The organism is Methyloceanibacter stevinii (assembly GCF_001723355.1).
Classification (GTDB): Bacteria; Pseudomonadota; Alphaproteobacteria; order Rhizobiales; family Methyloligellaceae; genus Methyloceanibacter; species Methyloceanibacter stevinii.
The window spans coordinates 502,505-519,527 of sequence record NZ_LPWE01000013.1 but is presented as its reverse complement, the minus strand read 5'-3'; the positions used below and the strand labels follow the sequence as shown (position 1 = coordinate 519,527).

The 17,023-nt window shown below is 62.5% G+C and carries 16 protein-coding genes, 1 tRNA gene and 1 pseudogene; 4 read left to right on the top strand and 14 right to left on the bottom strand.

What is annotated here, in order from left to right; translation table 11 throughout:
* The first annotated feature begins 103 nt into the window (after window positions 1–103).
* From AUC70_RS14615 to AUC70_RS14605, 3 genes are all read left to right on the top strand, one after another.
* A complete protein-coding gene (locus AUC70_RS14615; RefSeq protein ID WP_083241618.1) occupies window positions 104–1,261 on the top strand; it encodes a glycosyltransferase family 4 protein in 1,158 nt (385 codons plus the stop codon).
* A 173-nt stretch (window positions 1,262–1,434) separates the two neighbouring features.
* Entirely contained in the window at window positions 1,435–2,982 is a 1,548-nt protein-coding gene (locus tag AUC70_RS14610) for an undecaprenyl-phosphate glucose phosphotransferase (RefSeq protein WP_069445489.1), read from the top strand.
* A gap of 10 nt (window positions 2,983–2,992) precedes the next feature.
* Entirely contained in the window at window positions 2,993–4,267 is a 1,275-nt protein-coding gene (locus AUC70_RS14605) for an O-antigen ligase family protein (RefSeq protein WP_141702153.1), read from the top strand.
* Between the two features lie 526 nt (window positions 4,268–4,793).
* Here the strand turns inward: AUC70_RS14605 and AUC70_RS14600 are convergent.
* The 7 genes and pseudogenes from AUC70_RS14600 to AUC70_RS14570 all read right to left on the bottom strand — a co-directional run bounded on the left by AUC70_RS14600 (window position 4,794) and on the right by AUC70_RS14570 (window position 9,107).
* Window positions 4,794–4,870: transfer RNA gene (locus tag AUC70_RS14600), tRNA-Pro, on the bottom strand.
* A 293-nt stretch (window positions 4,871–5,163) separates the two neighbouring features.
* Window positions 5,164–5,417 (bottom strand): annotated as a pseudogene (locus tag AUC70_RS18215) (MerR family transcriptional regulator); the annotation flags it as partial.
* A gap of 44 nt (window positions 5,418–5,461) precedes the next feature.
* Window positions 5,462–5,779, bottom strand: coding sequence for an integration host factor subunit alpha (locus AUC70_RS14590; RefSeq protein ID WP_045366968.1), 318 nt, complete (start codon window positions 5,777–5,779; stop codon window positions 5,462–5,464).
* 132 nt (window positions 5,780–5,911) lie between these two features.
* Complete coding sequence (locus AUC70_RS14585; protein ID WP_069445487.1) at window positions 5,912–6,889, bottom strand: beta-ketoacyl-ACP synthase III; 978 nt, start codon at window positions 6,887–6,889, stop codon at window positions 5,912–5,914.
* A gap of 18 nt (window positions 6,890–6,907) precedes the next feature.
* The gene (gene plsX / locus AUC70_RS14580; protein ID WP_069445486.1) at window positions 6,908–7,948 is read right to left on the bottom strand and encodes a phosphate acyltransferase PlsX; all 1,041 of its coding nucleotides are present in this window, start codon (window positions 7,946–7,948) and stop codon (window positions 6,908–6,910) included.
* 122 nt (window positions 7,949–8,070) lie between these two features.
* Complete coding sequence (locus tag AUC70_RS14575; RefSeq protein ID WP_083241617.1) at window positions 8,071–8,625, bottom strand: YceD family protein; 555 nt, start codon at window positions 8,623–8,625, stop codon at window positions 8,071–8,073.
* A 2-nt stretch (window positions 8,626–8,627) separates the two neighbouring features.
* Window positions 8,628–9,107 (bottom strand): ubiquinol-cytochrome C chaperone family protein, encoded by a 480-nt coding sequence (locus AUC70_RS14570; RefSeq protein WP_158007466.1) that lies wholly within the window; start codon window positions 9,105–9,107, stop codon window positions 8,628–8,630.
* Between the two features lie 183 nt (window positions 9,108–9,290).
* Here AUC70_RS14570 and AUC70_RS14565 point away from each other — a divergent pair, with 183 nt between their 5' ends.
* Complete coding sequence (locus AUC70_RS14565; protein WP_141702152.1) at window positions 9,291–9,791, top strand: outer membrane protein assembly factor BamE; 501 nt, start codon at window positions 9,291–9,293, stop codon at window positions 9,789–9,791.
* 77 nt (window positions 9,792–9,868) lie between these two features.
* On the opposite strand, the gene AUC70_RS14560 is transcribed toward AUC70_RS14565, so the two are convergent.
* The 7 genes from AUC70_RS14560 to ribD form a co-directional block, all read right to left on the bottom strand.
* On the bottom strand, window positions 9,869–11,986 hold the full coding sequence (locus AUC70_RS14560) for a sodium-translocating pyrophosphatase (protein WP_069445484.1): 2,118 nt from the start codon (window positions 11,984–11,986) through the stop codon (window positions 9,869–9,871).
* Window positions 11,987–12,180: 194 nt separating this feature from the next.
* On the bottom strand, window positions 12,181–13,170 hold the full coding sequence (gene thiL / locus AUC70_RS14555; RefSeq protein WP_069445483.1) for a thiamine-phosphate kinase: 990 nt from the start codon (window positions 13,168–13,170) through the stop codon (window positions 12,181–12,183).
* Between the two features lie 23 nt (window positions 13,171–13,193).
* Window positions 13,194–13,691, bottom strand: a complete 498-nt coding sequence (gene nusB / locus AUC70_RS14550) for a transcription antitermination factor NusB (RefSeq protein ID WP_069445534.1) — start codon at window positions 13,689–13,691, stop codon at window positions 13,194–13,196.
* A gap of 20 nt (window positions 13,692–13,711) precedes the next feature.
* Entirely contained in the window at window positions 13,712–14,182 is a 471-nt protein-coding gene (gene ribH / locus AUC70_RS14545; RefSeq protein WP_069445482.1) for a 6,7-dimethyl-8-ribityllumazine synthase, read from the bottom strand.
* 5 nt (window positions 14,183–14,187) lie between these two features.
* Window positions 14,188–15,309 (bottom strand): 3,4-dihydroxy-2-butanone-4-phosphate synthase, encoded by a 1,122-nt coding sequence (ribB, locus tag AUC70_RS14540; protein ID WP_244505644.1) that lies wholly within the window; start codon window positions 15,307–15,309, stop codon window positions 14,188–14,190.
* Entirely contained in the window at window positions 15,306–15,911 is a 606-nt protein-coding gene (locus AUC70_RS14535) for a riboflavin synthase (RefSeq protein ID WP_069445480.1), read from the bottom strand. The genes ribB and AUC70_RS14535 overlap by 4 nt, the downstream gene beginning before the upstream one ends.
* Entirely contained in the window at window positions 15,884–17,011 is a 1,128-nt protein-coding gene (gene ribD / locus AUC70_RS14530) for a bifunctional diaminohydroxyphosphoribosylaminopyrimidine deaminase/5-amino-6-(5-phosphoribosylamino)uracil reductase RibD (RefSeq protein ID WP_069445479.1), read from the bottom strand. Before ribD ends, AUC70_RS14535 begins: the two co-directional genes overlap by 28 nt.
* Window positions 17,012–17,023 lie beyond the last annotated feature (12 nt).

Below are 17,023 nucleotides of genomic sequence, written 5' to 3'. Positions count from 1 at the left end.
ACCGATTCATCCCGTCCAGCCGGGCGACACTATTTACGTCCTCCAACGCGTGTTCTAATGCTCTGAGCGAGATCGCCACTCCTCCTCAAGGCCTCCGGTTCCCGTGAGCTCAAATTTCCGGATACTGCATTGTCTACGCGCGCCTGTCGGCGGGCTCTTTCGCCACGTGCACGATCTGGCGCTCGGGCAAGCGGAGCTCGGGGCGGAAGTCGGCATTGTCTGCGATTCCACAACGGGCGACGCGGAAAGCGACGTGGCACTACGCCGGCTTCGAGACAACTGCAGCCTGGGGGTCACGCGGATCCCCATGGCGCGCAAGCTTCACCTCAGCGATTGGAGCGTCTACCGGCGCATCGCAAAAATTGGCCGTAAGTTGGGAGTCGATGTGCTCCACGGTCATGGCGCCAAGGGCGGTGCCTATGCGCGCCTTGCCGGGAAATCACTCCGCAAGAGGAAGAATACGAAGGTCGTCTACACGCCCCATGGCGGCGTCATCCACTATTCGCCCTCGTCCCTTTCCGGGAAGCTCTATTTCAGACTCGAGCGCAAGCTCATGCCGCTGACCGACGGCTTCATCTTCGAGAGCATGTATGCCGGTAATCGCTATGCGGAACTGGTCGGCCGTCCCGAGTGCCCGGCCCGGGTGATCTACAACGGGCTGCAACGGCACGAGTTCTACGAGTCGCTCCTTGCCGACGATGCAGTCGACTTCGTGTTTGTCGGCGAACTGCGCAAGCTCAAGGGTGTTCAGGTGTTCTTGGAGGCGCTGGCTCAACAGCAGAGCGTCTTTCCCGGGCGGGCCATAATTGTCGGCTCCGGGCCCGACCGAGAAACATTTCAAGCGGCTGGCGCGCGGCTGGGGCTTGCAAAGCAGGTCACCTTCTCGGGCCCACAACCCGCGCGGACCGCGTTCGTGCGCGCCCGGTGCGTGGTCATTCCCTCGATTGCGGAATCGCTGCCGTACATTCTTCTGGAGGCGGCGGCCGCGCAAATGCCGATCATCGCGACAAAGGTTGGCGGCATCCCGGAAATCATAGGCGACATCCCCATGCCGCTGGTGCCGCCCGGCGATGTCGACGCGCTCGCCGGCCAGCTGCGCAGCTTCCTATCCGATCCGCGCCCCTATTTGCGGCGGGCCGCGGAACTGCAGAAGCATGTCGCGGAGGTCTTCTCGGTCGACATGATGACACGAGAGGTGGTCGATTTTTACATCACCGATCTCGGCGCCGGCTTGCACAAACTCCCGGACGAAGCTGCCTAAACCGCTTCTTAACCCTGGCCTTACTCAGTCGGCCGATAGGCTGTACGCTAAACCGATCCAAAAGCTGCTCCATGCGAGAGTGCCTGTCGGGACAATGCGACAGCGCACCGTCCGTTGGTGCGCACTATCGGGTTCAAGCGGCCACAGATGCCGCATTTCGGGATCGAGCAAGGATGAGCGAGTTAGACGCGGCCGCGCAAAAGCGCACTGCAGACCGCCGGGGACAGCAAGGCGGCAACGAGGCCCCCTTCCCGGATCGGCGCAAGGCCCCGCGCCCGCCGCTTGCCGAAATTCGGCGCGGCGGCACGCTGCGACTAATGCCGCCGGTCGTGGTTTCCGGCGTGGTCCGTGTCGTCGAGTTCCTGCTCATCGTTCTGCTCGGGCTTGCGATCTACCTCAGCTATGTGGAGTACGAGGGAGACCGGACCCATCTCTTCTATCTCGTCGCCATCTTCGTCGCCGCCCTCGGCTACATGATGATCGCGGATGTGTTCGGTCTCTACAAGGTTCCCTCCTTCAACACCTTCGTACCGAGTTTCACGCGCGTCGTGATCGCCTGGACCATTGTGATGGCCGGCCTGATGAGCATCGCGTTCTTCAGCAAGATCAGTGCGGACTTTTCGCGCGTCTGGATCGCCACCTGGTACGTGTCGGGGCTCGGCGTACTCTTCGTCGAGCGGCTGCTTGTCTCGGTCATGGCAAGGCAATGGCTCAAGGAAGGGCGCCTCTACCGCCGTGCCGTGATTGTCGGCGGCGGGCCGGAGGCCGAGAATCTCATCAAGGCCCTCGAGGCGTCCGCCGATGCGGATATTCGGATCGTCGGGGTCTTCGACGATCGCGGCGCCGATCGTGTTGCCCCCATCATCGCCGGCTATCCCAAGCTCGGGAACATCAACGAGCTCGTGGAATATGCGCGCACCTCACGTCTGGATTTGCTGATCGTCACCTTGCCGATCACAGCGGAACAGCGCTTGCTGCATCTGCTGAAGAAGCTGCAAGTTCTGCCGGTCGACATTCGGTTGTCCGTACACGGAAGTCCTCTCAGGTTCCGGCCGCGCACCTATTCGTATATCGGCAACGTGCCTTTCATCGATTTGACCGACAAGCCCATCGCCAATTGGGACGTCGTCAAGAAGTGGCTGTTCGACAAGATCGTCGCCTTCTTCGCCGTGGTGGCGCTGGCGCCGGTCATGGCGTTGATCGCGATCGCCGTGAAGCTGGATTCCAAAGGTCCTGTCTTGTTCAAGCAGAAGCGTTTGGGCTTCAACAACGAGACGATCGGCGTTCTCAAATTCCGCTCGATGTATGTCGAGGGCGAGAGCCCGGATGGCCTCGAACAGGTAACCCGCGACGATCCGCGGGTAACCCGTGTCGGGCGTATCCTGCGCCGGACCAGCCTCGACGAACTGCCGCAATTCTTCAACGTGCTGAAGGGCGATCTGTCCCTGGTGGGCCCGCGCCCGCATGCGCTCCAATCGAAAGCCGCCGACAAGCTCTATCACGACGCAGTCGATGGATACTTCGCCCGCCACCGGGTGAAACCGGGCGTTACCGGCTGGGCGCAGATCAACGGCTGGCGTGGAGAAACCGACACGGCGGAAAAGATCGAACGCCGCGTGGAACACGATCTCTACTACATCGAGAACTGGTCCGTGATGTTCGACCTCTACATCCTCCTGATGACGCCGCTCGCTCTCGTCCGCGGCGAGAACGCCTATTAGGAGCGATGCCGTGTCCCTGGCCTTCGGCGGAGTAGACGCTCAAGTCCCTGCCCCGATGCATTCGGTTGGCCGGTCTGGCGGACACGTGCGGCCCGGCTTCAAGCGCTTGGTGCTGATCTATCTCTGGCTGGTCATCGTCACCGGCTGCTTTGTGTACGTAGAACCGTCGCCCTATGACGTTCTGCTGCTCGGCGCCATGGTCGTCCTGCCGGTCGCCGGCCTCATCGCTCTTCCTCGCGGCCTGTCCGTCTACCTGCTCCTGCTCTGCGGTATCGTCGCCGGCGGCTTTGTGGCCTCGACCCAGGCAGGCATCTTCGCCGTGCCGGTCAAACACGTCACCATCACGCTCTACCTCGCTCTGACCTCGTTCGTTCTCGCGGCATTCGTCGCCAAGAACCCGACGCCGCACACGAGACTGATCATGTCGGCCTATGTGACCGCGGGGCTGATCGCCTCCATCGCCGCCTTGATCGGCTATTTCAACCTGGTGCCGGCCCTGTACGAGGTTCTGACCGAGTTCGGCCGGGCGCGCGGCACCTTCAAGGACCCCAACGTGCTCGGCGCCTTTCTGGTGCCTGCGATCCTCTACGCCTTGAATGGCATGCTGAACGGCCGCACCTCGCGTGCCCTTCTGTGGAGCGCCGTTCTGATGGTGCTGGTCCTGGCGACCTTGCTCAGTTACTCGCGCGGCGCATGGCTCAATGCCGCCGTAGGGCTCGTCACGTACGGCTTCTTTGCGTTCGTGATGTCGGAATCGAACCGCAAACGGGCGAAGCTGCTGGCGCTGGGGATCATGGGTGCCCTTGTCATCGTCGGCGGCTTGGTGGCGATCGCGACGGTTCCGGAAATCTCCGAGAGACTCGGCGAGCGTGCGAGCTTCGAGCAGTCCTATGACGTCGGACCGGAGGGACGTTTCGGTGGTCAGCGGAAGGCGGCCGCGCTCGTCGCATCACATCCGCTCGGCATCGGTGCGCTGGAATTCGCCCGGCTGCATCATCCCGAGGACGTGCATCAGGTCTATCTCAACATGTATCTCAATACGGGATGGCTCGGCGGAACGTTCTACCTGCTGCTGGTGCTGACAACGATCGTCCTGGGGCTGCGGCTCGTCATCCGCGACCGCGGGAGCGACGGCATCAGTATCGTGCTGCTGGCCGCGTTTCTCGGAATGGTCGTCGAGGGGCTTGTGGTCGACACGGACCATTGGCGGCACTTCTACCTGATCATGGCGCTGGTCTGGGGAATGGCCTTGGCGCCCTCGTCACAGCGCAGGACCGCGCCCTAGGACTGGGTGGCGCCCGGCAGGCTTCTGCTGATGCACTTGGAATACCGGACAAAAGAAAGCCCCGGACGGGGGGCTGCCGGGGCTTTCAAAATGGTTCCTGTTTGGGGGGGAACCTGGACGGAGGAGGGAAACTCCGTCACTAGCACGGATAATAGCACCAGCCCCGACCCCAAGAAAATGACAAAATTGTGTTCCGAACACCTGGCTGTGGACCGTCCAACCGTCACCCATCTGCAACAGGTTGGGGACTTTCTCATCAATGAGTCCGACTGCCCGATATTCGCCCAGATTGGGACGGTAAGATTGCCTCCAACGCGCGTTGACGCGGGGGCACGAGGGAAACGGAGGGAGCCTTGCCATCTGGCAGGGCTTCTTCTGGTTTGAGCCCCGGCTTCGCCTCCCTACAAAGCAATCATCACATCGAAACAACGACGTCTTTGGCCGGCCAAGCAGCCGCGCGCTGTGTGTTCCGCGCCGACAGTCTGGCGCGGCACTGGCGATGTCATTTGGCTGTGTGGGGGAAAAGTGGTCGGAGCGGGAGATTTGAACTCCCGACCCCCGGTCCCCCAGACCGGTGCGCTAACCGGGCTGCGCTACGCTCCGACATTCCGGTATTGGGCGACCTGCATATACCGGTTCGCGCCATAGAGACAAGCCAAAGCAGCCTATCCGCTGGAATTCTTTGCCTTCAGTCCTGGTCTTCAGTCCTGCCGGTCGGCATTTGCGAGTATCTGACGGCAGCTCTCGAGCTCGTCGATCAGCGCCGCAAAATCGTCCTCGTCCGAGCCAAAGCCTTGCGAGATCGAACTGCGGACCACCTCGGCGGCCACGTCGGGAATATCCGGCGCCATGGTTTCGTCGTCGGTACCGCCCGCTTCGCTAAGTCCCTGATACTCCATCACGTAGCGTGGTCCCTGCTCGCGCAGGATCTTCTGAACGCCGCGAATGGTGTAACCGTCGCTGTAGAGCAGGAGCCTAATGCCCTTGAGAAGCGCCACGTCCTCCGGACGATAGTAGCGGCGGCCGCGCCCCGCTTCATGGGCTTGAGTTGGCTGAACTTGGCTTCCCAGAACCGCAAGACGTGTTTGGGGACGTCCAATTCATCCGCGACTTCGCTGATCGTGCGAAAGGCCTCGGGTGCCTTGTCCAAAGCACTCCTCCCGGCGGATCGATGGCGCTCGTCTCGGGAACCCCCTAGTCCTGGGAGTTGCCCCCGGACAACGACTCGTTGATCCGCTGCTTCATGATGTTGCTGGCCCGGAAGACTAGCACGCGCCGCGGCGTAATGGGCACTTCCTGGCCCGTCTTCGGGTTCCGGCCGATCCGCTCGCCTTTTTCACGGATTCCGAATGACCCGAAGGACGACAATTTGACTTGGTCCCCGTTCTCCAAGCTCGACACGATCTCGCGGAGCACCAGCTCCACGATTTCCGCCGACTCATTTCGCGGTAGGCCAACTTTTTTGAACACGGCTTCCGCAAGGTCAGCCCGTGTCAGTGTCTTCCCGCCCATCGTCGTACTGCTCCCCCAAAGTCGCGGGACGAGCAGGGATGCTAGCCGAGCGGGCAAGCATGGGTCAATTGCCCGTCGTATCAAATTCCTGATTTTGCGTCATAATCTCGACAGGTGTGGCTTTCGCAGCACTTACCAGCGGATCAGTAGCGCGCCCCATGTGAAGCCGCCGCCCATCGCCTCCAAGAGAACGAGGTCACCTTCCTTGATGCGGCCGTCCGAGCAGGCTGTCATGAGCGCAAGAGGAATCGACGCCGCCGATGTATTCGCGTGCTTGTCGACGGTCATGACAAGCCGTTCACGCTCCAGACCAAGTCTTCGGGCCGCCCCGTCCAAGATGCGTTTGTTTGCTTGGTGCGGGACGAACCAGTCGATGTCGGCCGGGGTCAGATCCGCTTTTTGCAAAGTTTCCAGTATTACGTCGCTAATCTTGGTAACGGCGTGCCGGAAAACCTCCGGTCCGTCCATGCGGAGATGACCTACCGTTCCGGTTGAGGACGGTCCGCCATCCACGTAGAGCTTGTCGCGATACCGGCCGTCCGACCGCAGGGTCGTCGCCAGCACCCCTCTTTCGAGAGGCGTGCCATTCGGCTTCTGCGCCTCGATCACGAGGGCGCCCGCTCCATCGCCGAACAGGACGCATGTGGAGCGGTCCTCCCAATCGAGGATCCGCGAAAAGGCTTCGGCGCCGACCACCAGCGCGCGCTTGAATTGGCCGCTCTTCAGGTAATTGTCGGCTGTGGCGAGAGCGAAAACGAAGCCCGAGCAGACTGCCTGCACGTCGAAGGCGGCGCCTTCCGTGATACCGAGTTCGGCTTGGATTGTGACCGCCGTGGCCGGGAATGTCTGATCCGGCGTGGAGGTGGCAAGCACGATCAGGTCGATATCCTCGGCATCGACCTTGGCGTGATCGAGCGCCCTCTTCGCGGCCTCGATCGCCATGTGGGATGTGAGTTGCCCGTCGGCGACGATGCGGCGCTCGCGGATGCCGGTCCGGGCCACGATCCACTCATCGGTGGTGTCGACGGTCGCGGTCAGGTCTTCATTGGTGACAATACGGTCCGGCAGATAGCCGCCGACCCCCTTCACCACTGACCGCAAATTCGACAACTAACCTACTCCGCCCGCTTAAGCCGCGCCGTCCAGCTCGAGCTTTTCATGGAAATGCGCGACGTCGGCGCCAAGGCGTTCGACGACGCCACTGAACGCCATTTCGTAAGCGAGGTCGACCGCGCTCGCGAAACCCGTCTCATCGGTCCCGCCGTGGCTCTTCACGACAATTCCGTTCAGGCCGAGGAAGATACCGCCATTGAGTTGACGGGGGTCCATTTTTTCTTTCAAGGCCCGGAATGCGCCTTGCGCCAGCAGCGCCCCAAGCCGGGACAGGAACGATTGTCCCATGGCCGCTCTGAGGTATTGAGCGATCTGCTTAGCCGTTCCCTCGGCGGTCTTCAAGGCGATGTTCCCGGTGAAGCCGTCGGTCACGACCACGTCCACGGCGCCATGGCCGATGTCGTTGCCTTCGATAAATCCGTGGTAGCGGATGGGCAGCGGTGCCGACTTGAGGACGGCCGCGGCTTCGCGGATCTGCTCGACCCCTTTGACCTCTTCGACGCCGATATTCAGGAGGCCGATGGAAGGCTTCTCCATGCCGAGAAGCGCCCGGGCCATGGCGGCCCCCATGAGCCCGAATTCGACCAGTTGCCGCGTGTCCGCGCCGACATTGGCGCCCACGTCGAGCACGATGCATTCGGCATCCACGGTGGGCCATATGGCGGCGATGGCGGGCCGGTCGATGCCCTTGACCGTCTTCAGGCAGAACTTGGACATGGCCATGGCGCCGGTATTGCCGGCCGAGACGACGGCATGGGCCTGTCCGTCCCGAACGGCCTGGATCGCGAGCCACATGCTGGATTTCCAACGCCCGCGGCGAAGCGCCTGGCTGGGCTTGGCATCCATCGCAATGGCGACGTCCGAGTGGATGACCTCGGACTTGGCCGCGAGCTCGGCATGGCCCTGCAGCTCAGCCTCGATCTGAGCCTGATCGCCGACGAGGATGAAGCGCATGTTCGGATGCCTGACGAGGGCGAGAGCCGCCGCCGGTATGACCACGCTAGGGCCGTGGTCCCCGCCCATGGCGTCGAGCGCTATGGTGACTGGAGCAGCCATTCTCCACTACCGATCTGGAAGATTAAGGCCAGGCGCATACGCCGTGGCACCCCCGGAAACCGAACCCGAATAGACGTAAATGCCGGTCAGTGACAACCTGATTTTCTGCTTGCACGTGGAACTCAGGATTTCTTGAGGTCCTTGAGGACCGCAAAGGGGTTGTTTTTTGGCGTTTCCCCCAACGGTTTGGGGTCCGACCACGCGAACTCCGCACCCGTCTTTTTCGGGTACGGATCGAGCGCCGTCGCGAGGGTTTCGTAGACGAGCGGGCCCAGGTCGATCGCGTCGCCTTCAATGGGCTCGGGCCAAACGGTCTCTCCGGCCTGAGCGGGATCATCTGCGCGCTCCTGAAGCGCCACGATCTTATCCTGCGGCCAGAATTCGGCCTGCACCGGCACGTCGATCCTGGCCGGGACCGGGTCGAGGCTCACGACGCATGTCTGGACCACATCCGCCCGCAGACGGCCTGTCACGTGCACCCGTTTGCCGGCACCCTGCCGCACACGGTAGTCGAACCTAAGCCCTTCGAGATCCAACAGCTCGAGCAGGTCCATGATGGCCTTGCGCTCGTCCTCTCCGATCTCGATCGTCTTGTCGGCGCCCGGCTCCACTGTCGCGAGCTTGACTTTGCGAGTCAGCGGCGGGGGTTGCTGGTCTTCGTTCAGAGATTGAGTCATGGTCAGGAGCCTCGTTCGCCGGGAATTTCGGGGAACCCTATCCGGCCGGCGCAAATTTCCTCGATCGGCTGCGCCTTCAGGTCTTCTAGCAACGCGTTCACATAGGGTATGAGCTTCGCGCTCGCCGCCCTTGCCTCCGCCTCGTCGAGCGGCAGGCCATCGGCAATAGCCGTTTCCAGCGCCTGTCCGCCGGCTGCAACGGCCCGGTCATAGCCGTCGATGAGATTTGCGCCGCCCGCCACGAGCTTGCGGACTTTCTTGGGGACCGCAAGGTCCCCGACGCCGATCTCGCGCAGAACCGTGTCCATATCGGCCACAAACCGGTCCGCCAGGGCTTGAGCCGTGGCCGTTGCCTCGGCGCCTCCGCCTTTCAGCCGGCGGAAGACTGCAAAGAGATGGAGCGTCAGGATCGAGAACCGTCCTTCAAGCGTATCGGGAATGCCAAGTGTTTGGTAATAAATTGGAAGTCGCGCCTGCGCCATAATCGCATCATAAAGATCGTCTGCATGAAGAGCGCCTCTGCCCAAGATTTTGGCCCAAGATTTGGCCGAAGGCAGCAGGTTGGCGAAAGGCTTTAGAGACCAAGGCATTTCGTCTAGCTTCTACCAGAGATTCTCGGCCACTTCAGGCCTATTGGGGATCCTGATCGAGGGGAACGCACTATTTTGCGAAACGTCAAGCCAGCACCGACAAGGGCAACCTGGCCCGTGCTCGCGGCGCTGTTTCTCGGTGCGGCCCCCATGCTCGGCTGCGCCGGCCAGGTAGACCGCCACGGGCACGTGTTTATCGATGTCGATCTCGATCAGGTACGTCCGGGCATGTCCAAGGCCGATGTGAAGACCGTGCTCGGGTCGCCCGACACCACGAGCGCCATCGGCGGCGATGCCTACTACTATATCTCATCGACCATGAAGACCGTCGCTTTCATGAAGCCCAGGGAGATCGACCGGCAGGTCGTGGCCGTCTACTTCAACGGCTCGGAACGCGTAACCGACGTGGCCCGCTACGGCATCAAGGACGGTCAAGTCGTCAATTACTACAAGGGTGAGACCCCTGCCCGCGGTAAGGATCTGAGCTTCGTCGAGCAGATGTTCGGCAACCTGGCCAACCGCCAGCTGTTCAAGGATCAGACCGGCGCCGGCCAATCCGGCATCCCGGGCCTCTAACCCTACAAAGAAAAGCCCCGCTCCTGACGAGGAACGGGGCCGGTTTTCTACGTCAGCGGCTCAACGGCCGCCCGCTCCTATTGGTGTGCGAGCACAGCCAGAAGCAGCAACGCCACGATGTTCGTGATCTTGATCATCGGGTTCACGGCGGGACCGGCGGTATCCTTGTAGGGATCGCCGACCGTATCGCCGGTCACCGCGGCCTTATGGGCCTCCGAGCCCTTGCCGCCGTGGTTGCCGTCTTCGATGTACTTCTTGGCGTTGTCCCAGGCACCGCCGCCCGCCGTCATGGAGATGGCGACGAACAGACCCGTGACGATCACGCCGAGCAGCATGGCGCCGAGCGCCGAGAAGGCAGCGCTCTTGCCGGCAATCCAGTCGATCAGGAAGAAGAAGATCACCGGGGACAGGACCGGCAGGAGCGAGGGAACGATCATCTCCTTGATCGCCGCCTTGGTCAGCAGGTCCACGGCACGGCCATAGTCGGGGCGATCCTCGCCCTTCATGATGCCCGGCTTCTCCTTAAACTGGCGGCGCACCTCTTCGACGATGGCGGAGCCGGCGCGGCCCACAGCCGTCATGGCTATACCGCCGAACAGATACGGCAGCAGACCGCCCAGGAAGAGCCCGACGACCACGTACGGGTTCGACAGCGTGAAGGCGGGATCGACCCCTTCGAAATACGGATACGTCGCCGCATTGGCCGCGAAGTATTTGAGGTCTTCCGTATACGCTGCAAACAGCACCAGCGCGCCGAGACCCGCCGAACCGATGGCATAGCCCTTGGTGACGGCCTTGGTCGTGTTGCCGACGGCATCCAGAGCATCCGTGGTTTCACGCACGTTTTCCGGCAACCCCGCCATCTCGGCAATGCCACCGGCATTGTCGGTCACGGGACCGAAGGCATCGAGCGCGACCACCATGCCCGCCAAGGCCAGCATCGTGGTGACTGCGATGGCGATGCCGAACAGGCCGGCCAAGTTAAAGGTGACGATGATGCCTGCCATGATCACGAGCGCGGGCAGCGCTGTCGATTCGAGCGACACGGCGAGGCCCTGGATGACGTTCGTCCCGTGCCCGGTGACGGACGCTTTCGCGATTTCGTGCACGGGCCGGAACTTGGTCGAGGTGTAGTACTCGGTGATGACCACGATCAGGGCCGTCACGATGAGCCCAGCCACGCCGCACAGATAAAGCGACATGCCGGTAAAGCTGACGTCGCCGAACGACATGGTCGTATCCATGCCGATCATCAAAGCGGTGACCGGCCACAGCGCGATCAGGGACAGGATGCCCGTCACGATGACGCCCTTGTAGAGCGCCCCCATGATGGACTTGCTGGCTCCCAGGCGGACGAAGTACGTGCCGATGATCGACGTGATCACGCAGGTCGCGCCGATGGCGAGCGGATACAGCATCATCGGCTCGGTCAGGGCGCCGGTGAAGTAGATCGATGCCAGCACCATGGTGGCCACGACCGTGACCACATAGGTCTCGAACAGGTCGGCGGCCATGCCTGCGCAGTCGCCGACATTGTCGCCCACGTTGTCGGCGATCGTTGCCGGGTTGCGCGGATCGTCTTCGGGGATGCCCGCTTCGACCTTACCGACGAGATCGCCGCCCACATCCGCACCCTTAGTGAAGATGCCGCCGCCCAAGCGGGCGAAGATGGAGATCAACGAGGCGCCGAAGCCAAGCGCCACAAGCGCATCGATCACTTGGCGGGACGATGCGTCGTGACCGAGGATCGTTGTCAGCACCCAGAAGTAGATCGTGACGCCCAGAAGCGCCAAACCAGCCACCAGAAGACCGGTGATGGCACCCGACTTAAACGCGAGGCTAAGGCCGTCCGCGAGGCTCTTGGTGGCGGCCTGCGCAGTCCGGACATTCGCCCGGACCGAGACGTTCATGCCGATATAGCCCGCCATGCCGGAGAGAATGGCGCCGATCGCGAACCCGATGGCCGGCAAGATGCCGAGCAGGAAGAAGAGGATGATGAAGATCACAACCCCGACCAGGCCGATGGCCTGATACTGGCGGGAAAGATATGCCTGCGCCCCTTCTTGGATGGCGGCGGCAATTTCCTGCATCTTGGGTGTGCCTGCATCGGCGGCCAGGATCGCTTTCCTGGTCAGAACCCCGTACGCGATCGAAAGCGCGCCGCAAGCCATGATGAGATAGAGAACCCATGTCATAGAAGACCGTCCCTGATTATTGAATTTGTTGGACTTTGAATAAATCGCGGCTGCTTGAACGACATGGCAAGTGTCCGCCGCTTGTTTCCCCCGTGTGTGGACTTAGGCCGCCGCGGAAAATGCCAAAGTTGAGGCATAGAAGCAACAGACGCACGCGCCCCTAGTACGAAGGACGGAGAAACCTGTTTTCGAGGCTAGAAGTGGCTAAAGCCCTTGTTTTTCAGGGTCAGTTCGTTGCCGCGCTCATCCAATACACGAATCCCGTCCGCGGCCGTGACCGTGCCTAATTGCGCGAAGTCTACGCCCTGCTCTTCAACTTCTGATTCGAAGAGGTCTGCCGAGCTTTCCGAAACGGCGATTACCGGCACGTAGTCGTCTCCAGCCGACAGCAGGTCCGGCAGTAGATCCGGCGCGGCCTCGAGTGCTTTGCGTGCCGCCGCCGAGAACGGCACGCGGCCGGCCTCGATTTCGGCCCCGACATGGGAGACGGCACAGAGCTTCTCGATATCGGCGGCCAGCCCGTCGGAGACGTCGATTTGAGCCTTGGCGAAATTCCGGACCAGGAGCGCCTCGACCGTGCCGACCGGCGGACGGCGGTAGCATTCCGTGAGATAGATGACGTCCTCTTCTGAAAGCCCCCAGATCTTCGCCAGCGAGGGGTCTTTCAGAAGTCTCAATCCCAAGCAGGAGTCCCCGATCGTGCCGCCCACATAGAGGCGGTCGCCGGGCTTCGCCCCAAGGCGCGTGATCGCCGCCTCGTGCTGCACGAGGCCGAGCGCCGTGATGGTGATGGTGAGAGGGCCGGTCGTGGCGGTGGTATCGCCGCCGATCAGAGAGATGCCCGTCAGATCCTGCACCTCGGCGAGCCCGACAGCGAAAGCTTCGAGCCAATCCATCTGCGTGTCGCGCGGGAGCGCGAGAGAGAGCGTATAGGCATAACCGTGCGCGCCTTTGGCCGTCAGGTCCGACAGATTCACTGCCAGGGCCTTGTAGCCGATGGACGCCGGCGGATCGTCGCTCAGGAAGTGAATGCCGCTGACGAGCGTGTCACAGGTCACCACGAGCTGATGATCGTCGGTGACGGTCAGGACGGCGGCGTCGTCCTTGAGGCCGAGCGCCCCGGACTCCTTGGCAAGTGGCGCAAAGATGCGGGCGATGATGTCGAACTCTCCCGCAAGTGCCATGGTGCCAGCTCCCGTTCCTGAGATCAGCCCTCACCCAAGGCGGCGCGGGCGAATTCCTCCGACCTTACCTTCCGTGCCAGCCGATCCAAGACCCCATTGACCACTTTGGGCTCCTCGCCGTCGAAAAAGGCATGAGCGATGTCGACATACTCGTTGATCACCACCCGGCCCGGAACGTCGTTGCGAATATAGAGCTCGAATGCGGCGGAGCGGAGCAAGGCCCTCAGAATGGAATCCACCCGGTTCAGCCGCCAACCCTCGGCCAGCTGCTGATCGAGCATGGGATCCAATTGGCGTTGTTCCCGAACCACGCCATCGACGAGATCGTGGAAGAATTCGGCCTCGGCCTCGTGATAGTGGTCCCCCTCCACGACCTGGCCCAGCCGGTGCATCTGGAACTCCGCAACCACATCGTTGAGGTCGATGCCGGTCATGTCCATCTGGTACAGGGCCTGGACAGCGGCCAGGCGCGCGGCGCTTCTGGAGCTGGCGCGGTCCGTGGTCTTCTTCTTTTGTGCCATAGCCTTCGAAGCCTTGGTCACTAGCGCCGGCTCGCTGAGGAAAACTGCTCTTCAAGGCGCATCAGGGTCAAACAGGCGCGGGCCGCATCGCCGCCCTTGTTCCGACCGTCGACGCTGGCGCGCTCCCAAGCCTGCTCCATGTTCTCGCAGGTGATGATCCCCGAGCCGATAGGGACGCCATGCTGCAGGGCAAGCTGGCTCAAGCCACCGGCAGACTCGCGCGCGACGATATCGAAATGGCTGGTCTGGCCGCGAATGACGCATCCGAGGGCGATGCAGGCCCGATGCCGCCCGGCGCGGCCGACGAAACCGTTGGCGAGCGCGAGACTGAGCGCCAGCGGAATCTCGAGTGCGCCCGGCACAGAGATCTCCTCGAACTCCACGTCGTTGCCGCGAAGCTCCTCGGTGGCGCCGCGCGCGAGCTCGTCCGCGATGTCTTCATAGAAGCGCGCCGAGATGATGAGAACGGAATTGGGGCCTTTGCGGCTCATAACTCTTACTCCAGGCCGCGATGACCAACGACCGTCAATCCATAGCCTTCAAGGCCGACGATCTTTCGTGCGGGCGAGTTCGATAGCAGAACCATTTCACGCACGCCAAGGTCCAAAAGGATCTGCGCACCGATTCCGTAGTCCATCAGCCGCGGCTGACCGTCGCCGTTGGCGCCCTTGGCAAGACTTGCCGAGATCGCGTCGGGCCGGGACTCCCGGATCAAGACGACAACGCCCCGCCCTTCCCGCTCGATGATGTCCATGGCCTTGCGGACGCAATTGTCACAACCGGGCGTGAGCATGTCTTCAAGCGTGTTGACCGCGTGCACGCGAACGAGAACCGGGCCGCCCTCGCTGATGTCGCCTTTGACCAGGGCCACATGCTCGACCGGGTCGACCGTCGTGGCGTAGACCTTGGCTTGGAACGGCTCGCCATGCGGCCCGTCGATCGTCGTGTCCGCGACGGCCTCGACGAGGTGATCGTAACGCAGGCGATAAGCGATCAGATCCGCAATGGTCGCGATCTTCAGATCGTGGTGCTCGGCGAAGGTCACGAGATCCGGCAGGCGCGCCATGGTGCCGTCGTCGTTCATGATCTCGCAGATCACGCCCGCCGGGTAGAGACCCGCGAGCCGCGAAATGTCGACTGCCGCTTCCGTATGGCCGGCGCGCACGAGAACACCGCCCTCTTTCGCGAGGAGCGGAAACACATGTCCGGGTGTGACGATGTCGCGATGATCCTTGGTCGGATCGATTGCGACGGAAATCGTGTGAGCGCGGTCATGGGCGGAGATGCCCGTCGAGACGCCTTCACGGGCCTCGATCGAAACCGTGAACGCCGTCGAATGGCGGGAACGGTTCGATTGAGACATGAGTTCGAGGTGCAACTGCCTGGCGCGCTCGGCAGCAACAGACAGGCAGATAAGGCCGCGTCCGTACTTCGCCATGAAGTTGATGGCGTCGGGCGTGGCCATCTGTGCCGGGATAACGAGATCGCCCTCGTTCTCGCGGTCCTCCGCATCGACAAGAATGAACATCTTGCCGTTGCGGGCGTCCTCGATCACTTCCTCGATGGGCGACAGAAGCCGTTTGAGTTCAGTGGTTTTCGCCGCAGTCAAAGCCGTCACGAATGTATTCCTTCCGCTTGCGCCAGCCGAGCCACGTAGCGTGCGAGCAAATCGACTTCAAGGTTTACCAGATCGCCGGGCTGCCGGTCTCCCCAACTCGTATGCTCGAGCGTGAAGGGGATAATATTGACATCGAAACGCGTGCCTTCGACTTCATTGACCGTCAGCGACACCCCGTTCAGGGCTATCGAGCCTTTGGATGCAACGTATTTGGCAAACTCTCCGGGGACCTCCAGGAGAAACCGAACGCTGTCGCCATCGGGGAAACGCGAGACGACCTTCGCGAGGCCGTCCACATGTCCCGTGACGATATGCCCCCCCAGCTCCTCGCCAAGGGCCAAGGCGCGCTCCAGGTTCATGCGGCGCCCCGTCTCCCAAGTACCCATGGTCGTATGGCTGAGGGTCTCGTTCGAGACGTCGACCGTTACGGTCGTCCCCTCGCCTTTGACCTTTTCGATCTCGGTGAGCGTCAGGCAGCAGCCGTCAAAGGCAATGGAGGCGCCCAGTTCGAGGCTCTTGCTCTTGTAGGGTGTCTTGATCTTGAAGGTGCCGCCCTTGCGGCCGACAAGCGTGCCTAAGCCGCTGACAATTCCAGTGAACATGATCTTATCCTGCGCCAGCGCGTCATTCGGTCGGGACCGAAATTGCGCGTGGCTATGAACGTGAAATGCCCGCTTTCAGCAAGGCGATCAAGGCCTTCGCCGCCAAACGGCATCAGTCCGCCGTCCCCGACGGGATTGGGACTTTGATAGATCACCGCCTCGTCGACAAGGTCGGCGGCCACAAATGCTTCCGCGATAGACGGCCCGCCTTCGATCAGGACGCGCGTGATCCCGCGGTGGGCCAGTGTTTCCAACGCATCCTGAGGATCGATCATGCCGAGATCGTTGACCGGCACGGGTACGATCTCCGCTCCATGGTCGTGCAGCAGGTCCGCATTGGGCTGAGGTTCGCTCGCAGCGCACAGCAGCCAAACAGGCACCCACATCGTCGAACAACGTTGCGGTTGGGGCGTTCGCAACAGCCGGTCCATCACCACGCGCACCGGCGAACGGCATGACATGCCCGGCAGCCGGCAAGTCAGGGACGGATTGTCCGCCTCGACGGTGCCCCGCCCCACCAGAATGGCGTCGTTCATGGCGCGCAGGAGATGGCCATGCGCGCGGGCCAGCGGCCCGGTGGTCCAGACGGGCTCGCCATCGCCGCGGGGAATGCGTCCGTCGGATCCAACAGCCAGTTTCAGCGTCACGGCCGGGCCTTCTGTGACCCGCATCAGATGCCCAAGGGTCACGGAGGCGGCCTCGGCCGCCAAAACGCCTTCGGTGACGTCGATGCCCGCGGCGTTGAGCCGTTCGATGCCGCATCCCGCCGTGCGCGGATCGGGATCGCGGATGCCGATCACGACGCGCGCCACCTGCGCTGAAATGATAACGCTGGAACATGGGGCGCCGCGCCCGCCTTCGTGATTGCAGGGCTCAAGCGTGACGTAGAGCGTGCTGCCTTCCGCGCGGTGCCCCGCCCGATCCAGTGCGATCGCTTCGGCGTGGGGACGTCCGCCCGGCGCCGTCCACCCGCGCCCGACGATCTCGCCAGACGGCGCGACGACGACAGCGCCAACGGCCGGGTTCGGCCAAGCCAGTCCCAGCCCGCGTCTTGCGATCCGGACAGCCTGGGACATGTAGTGCGCGTCGCGCGAGGTCATGAAAGCGCGCCT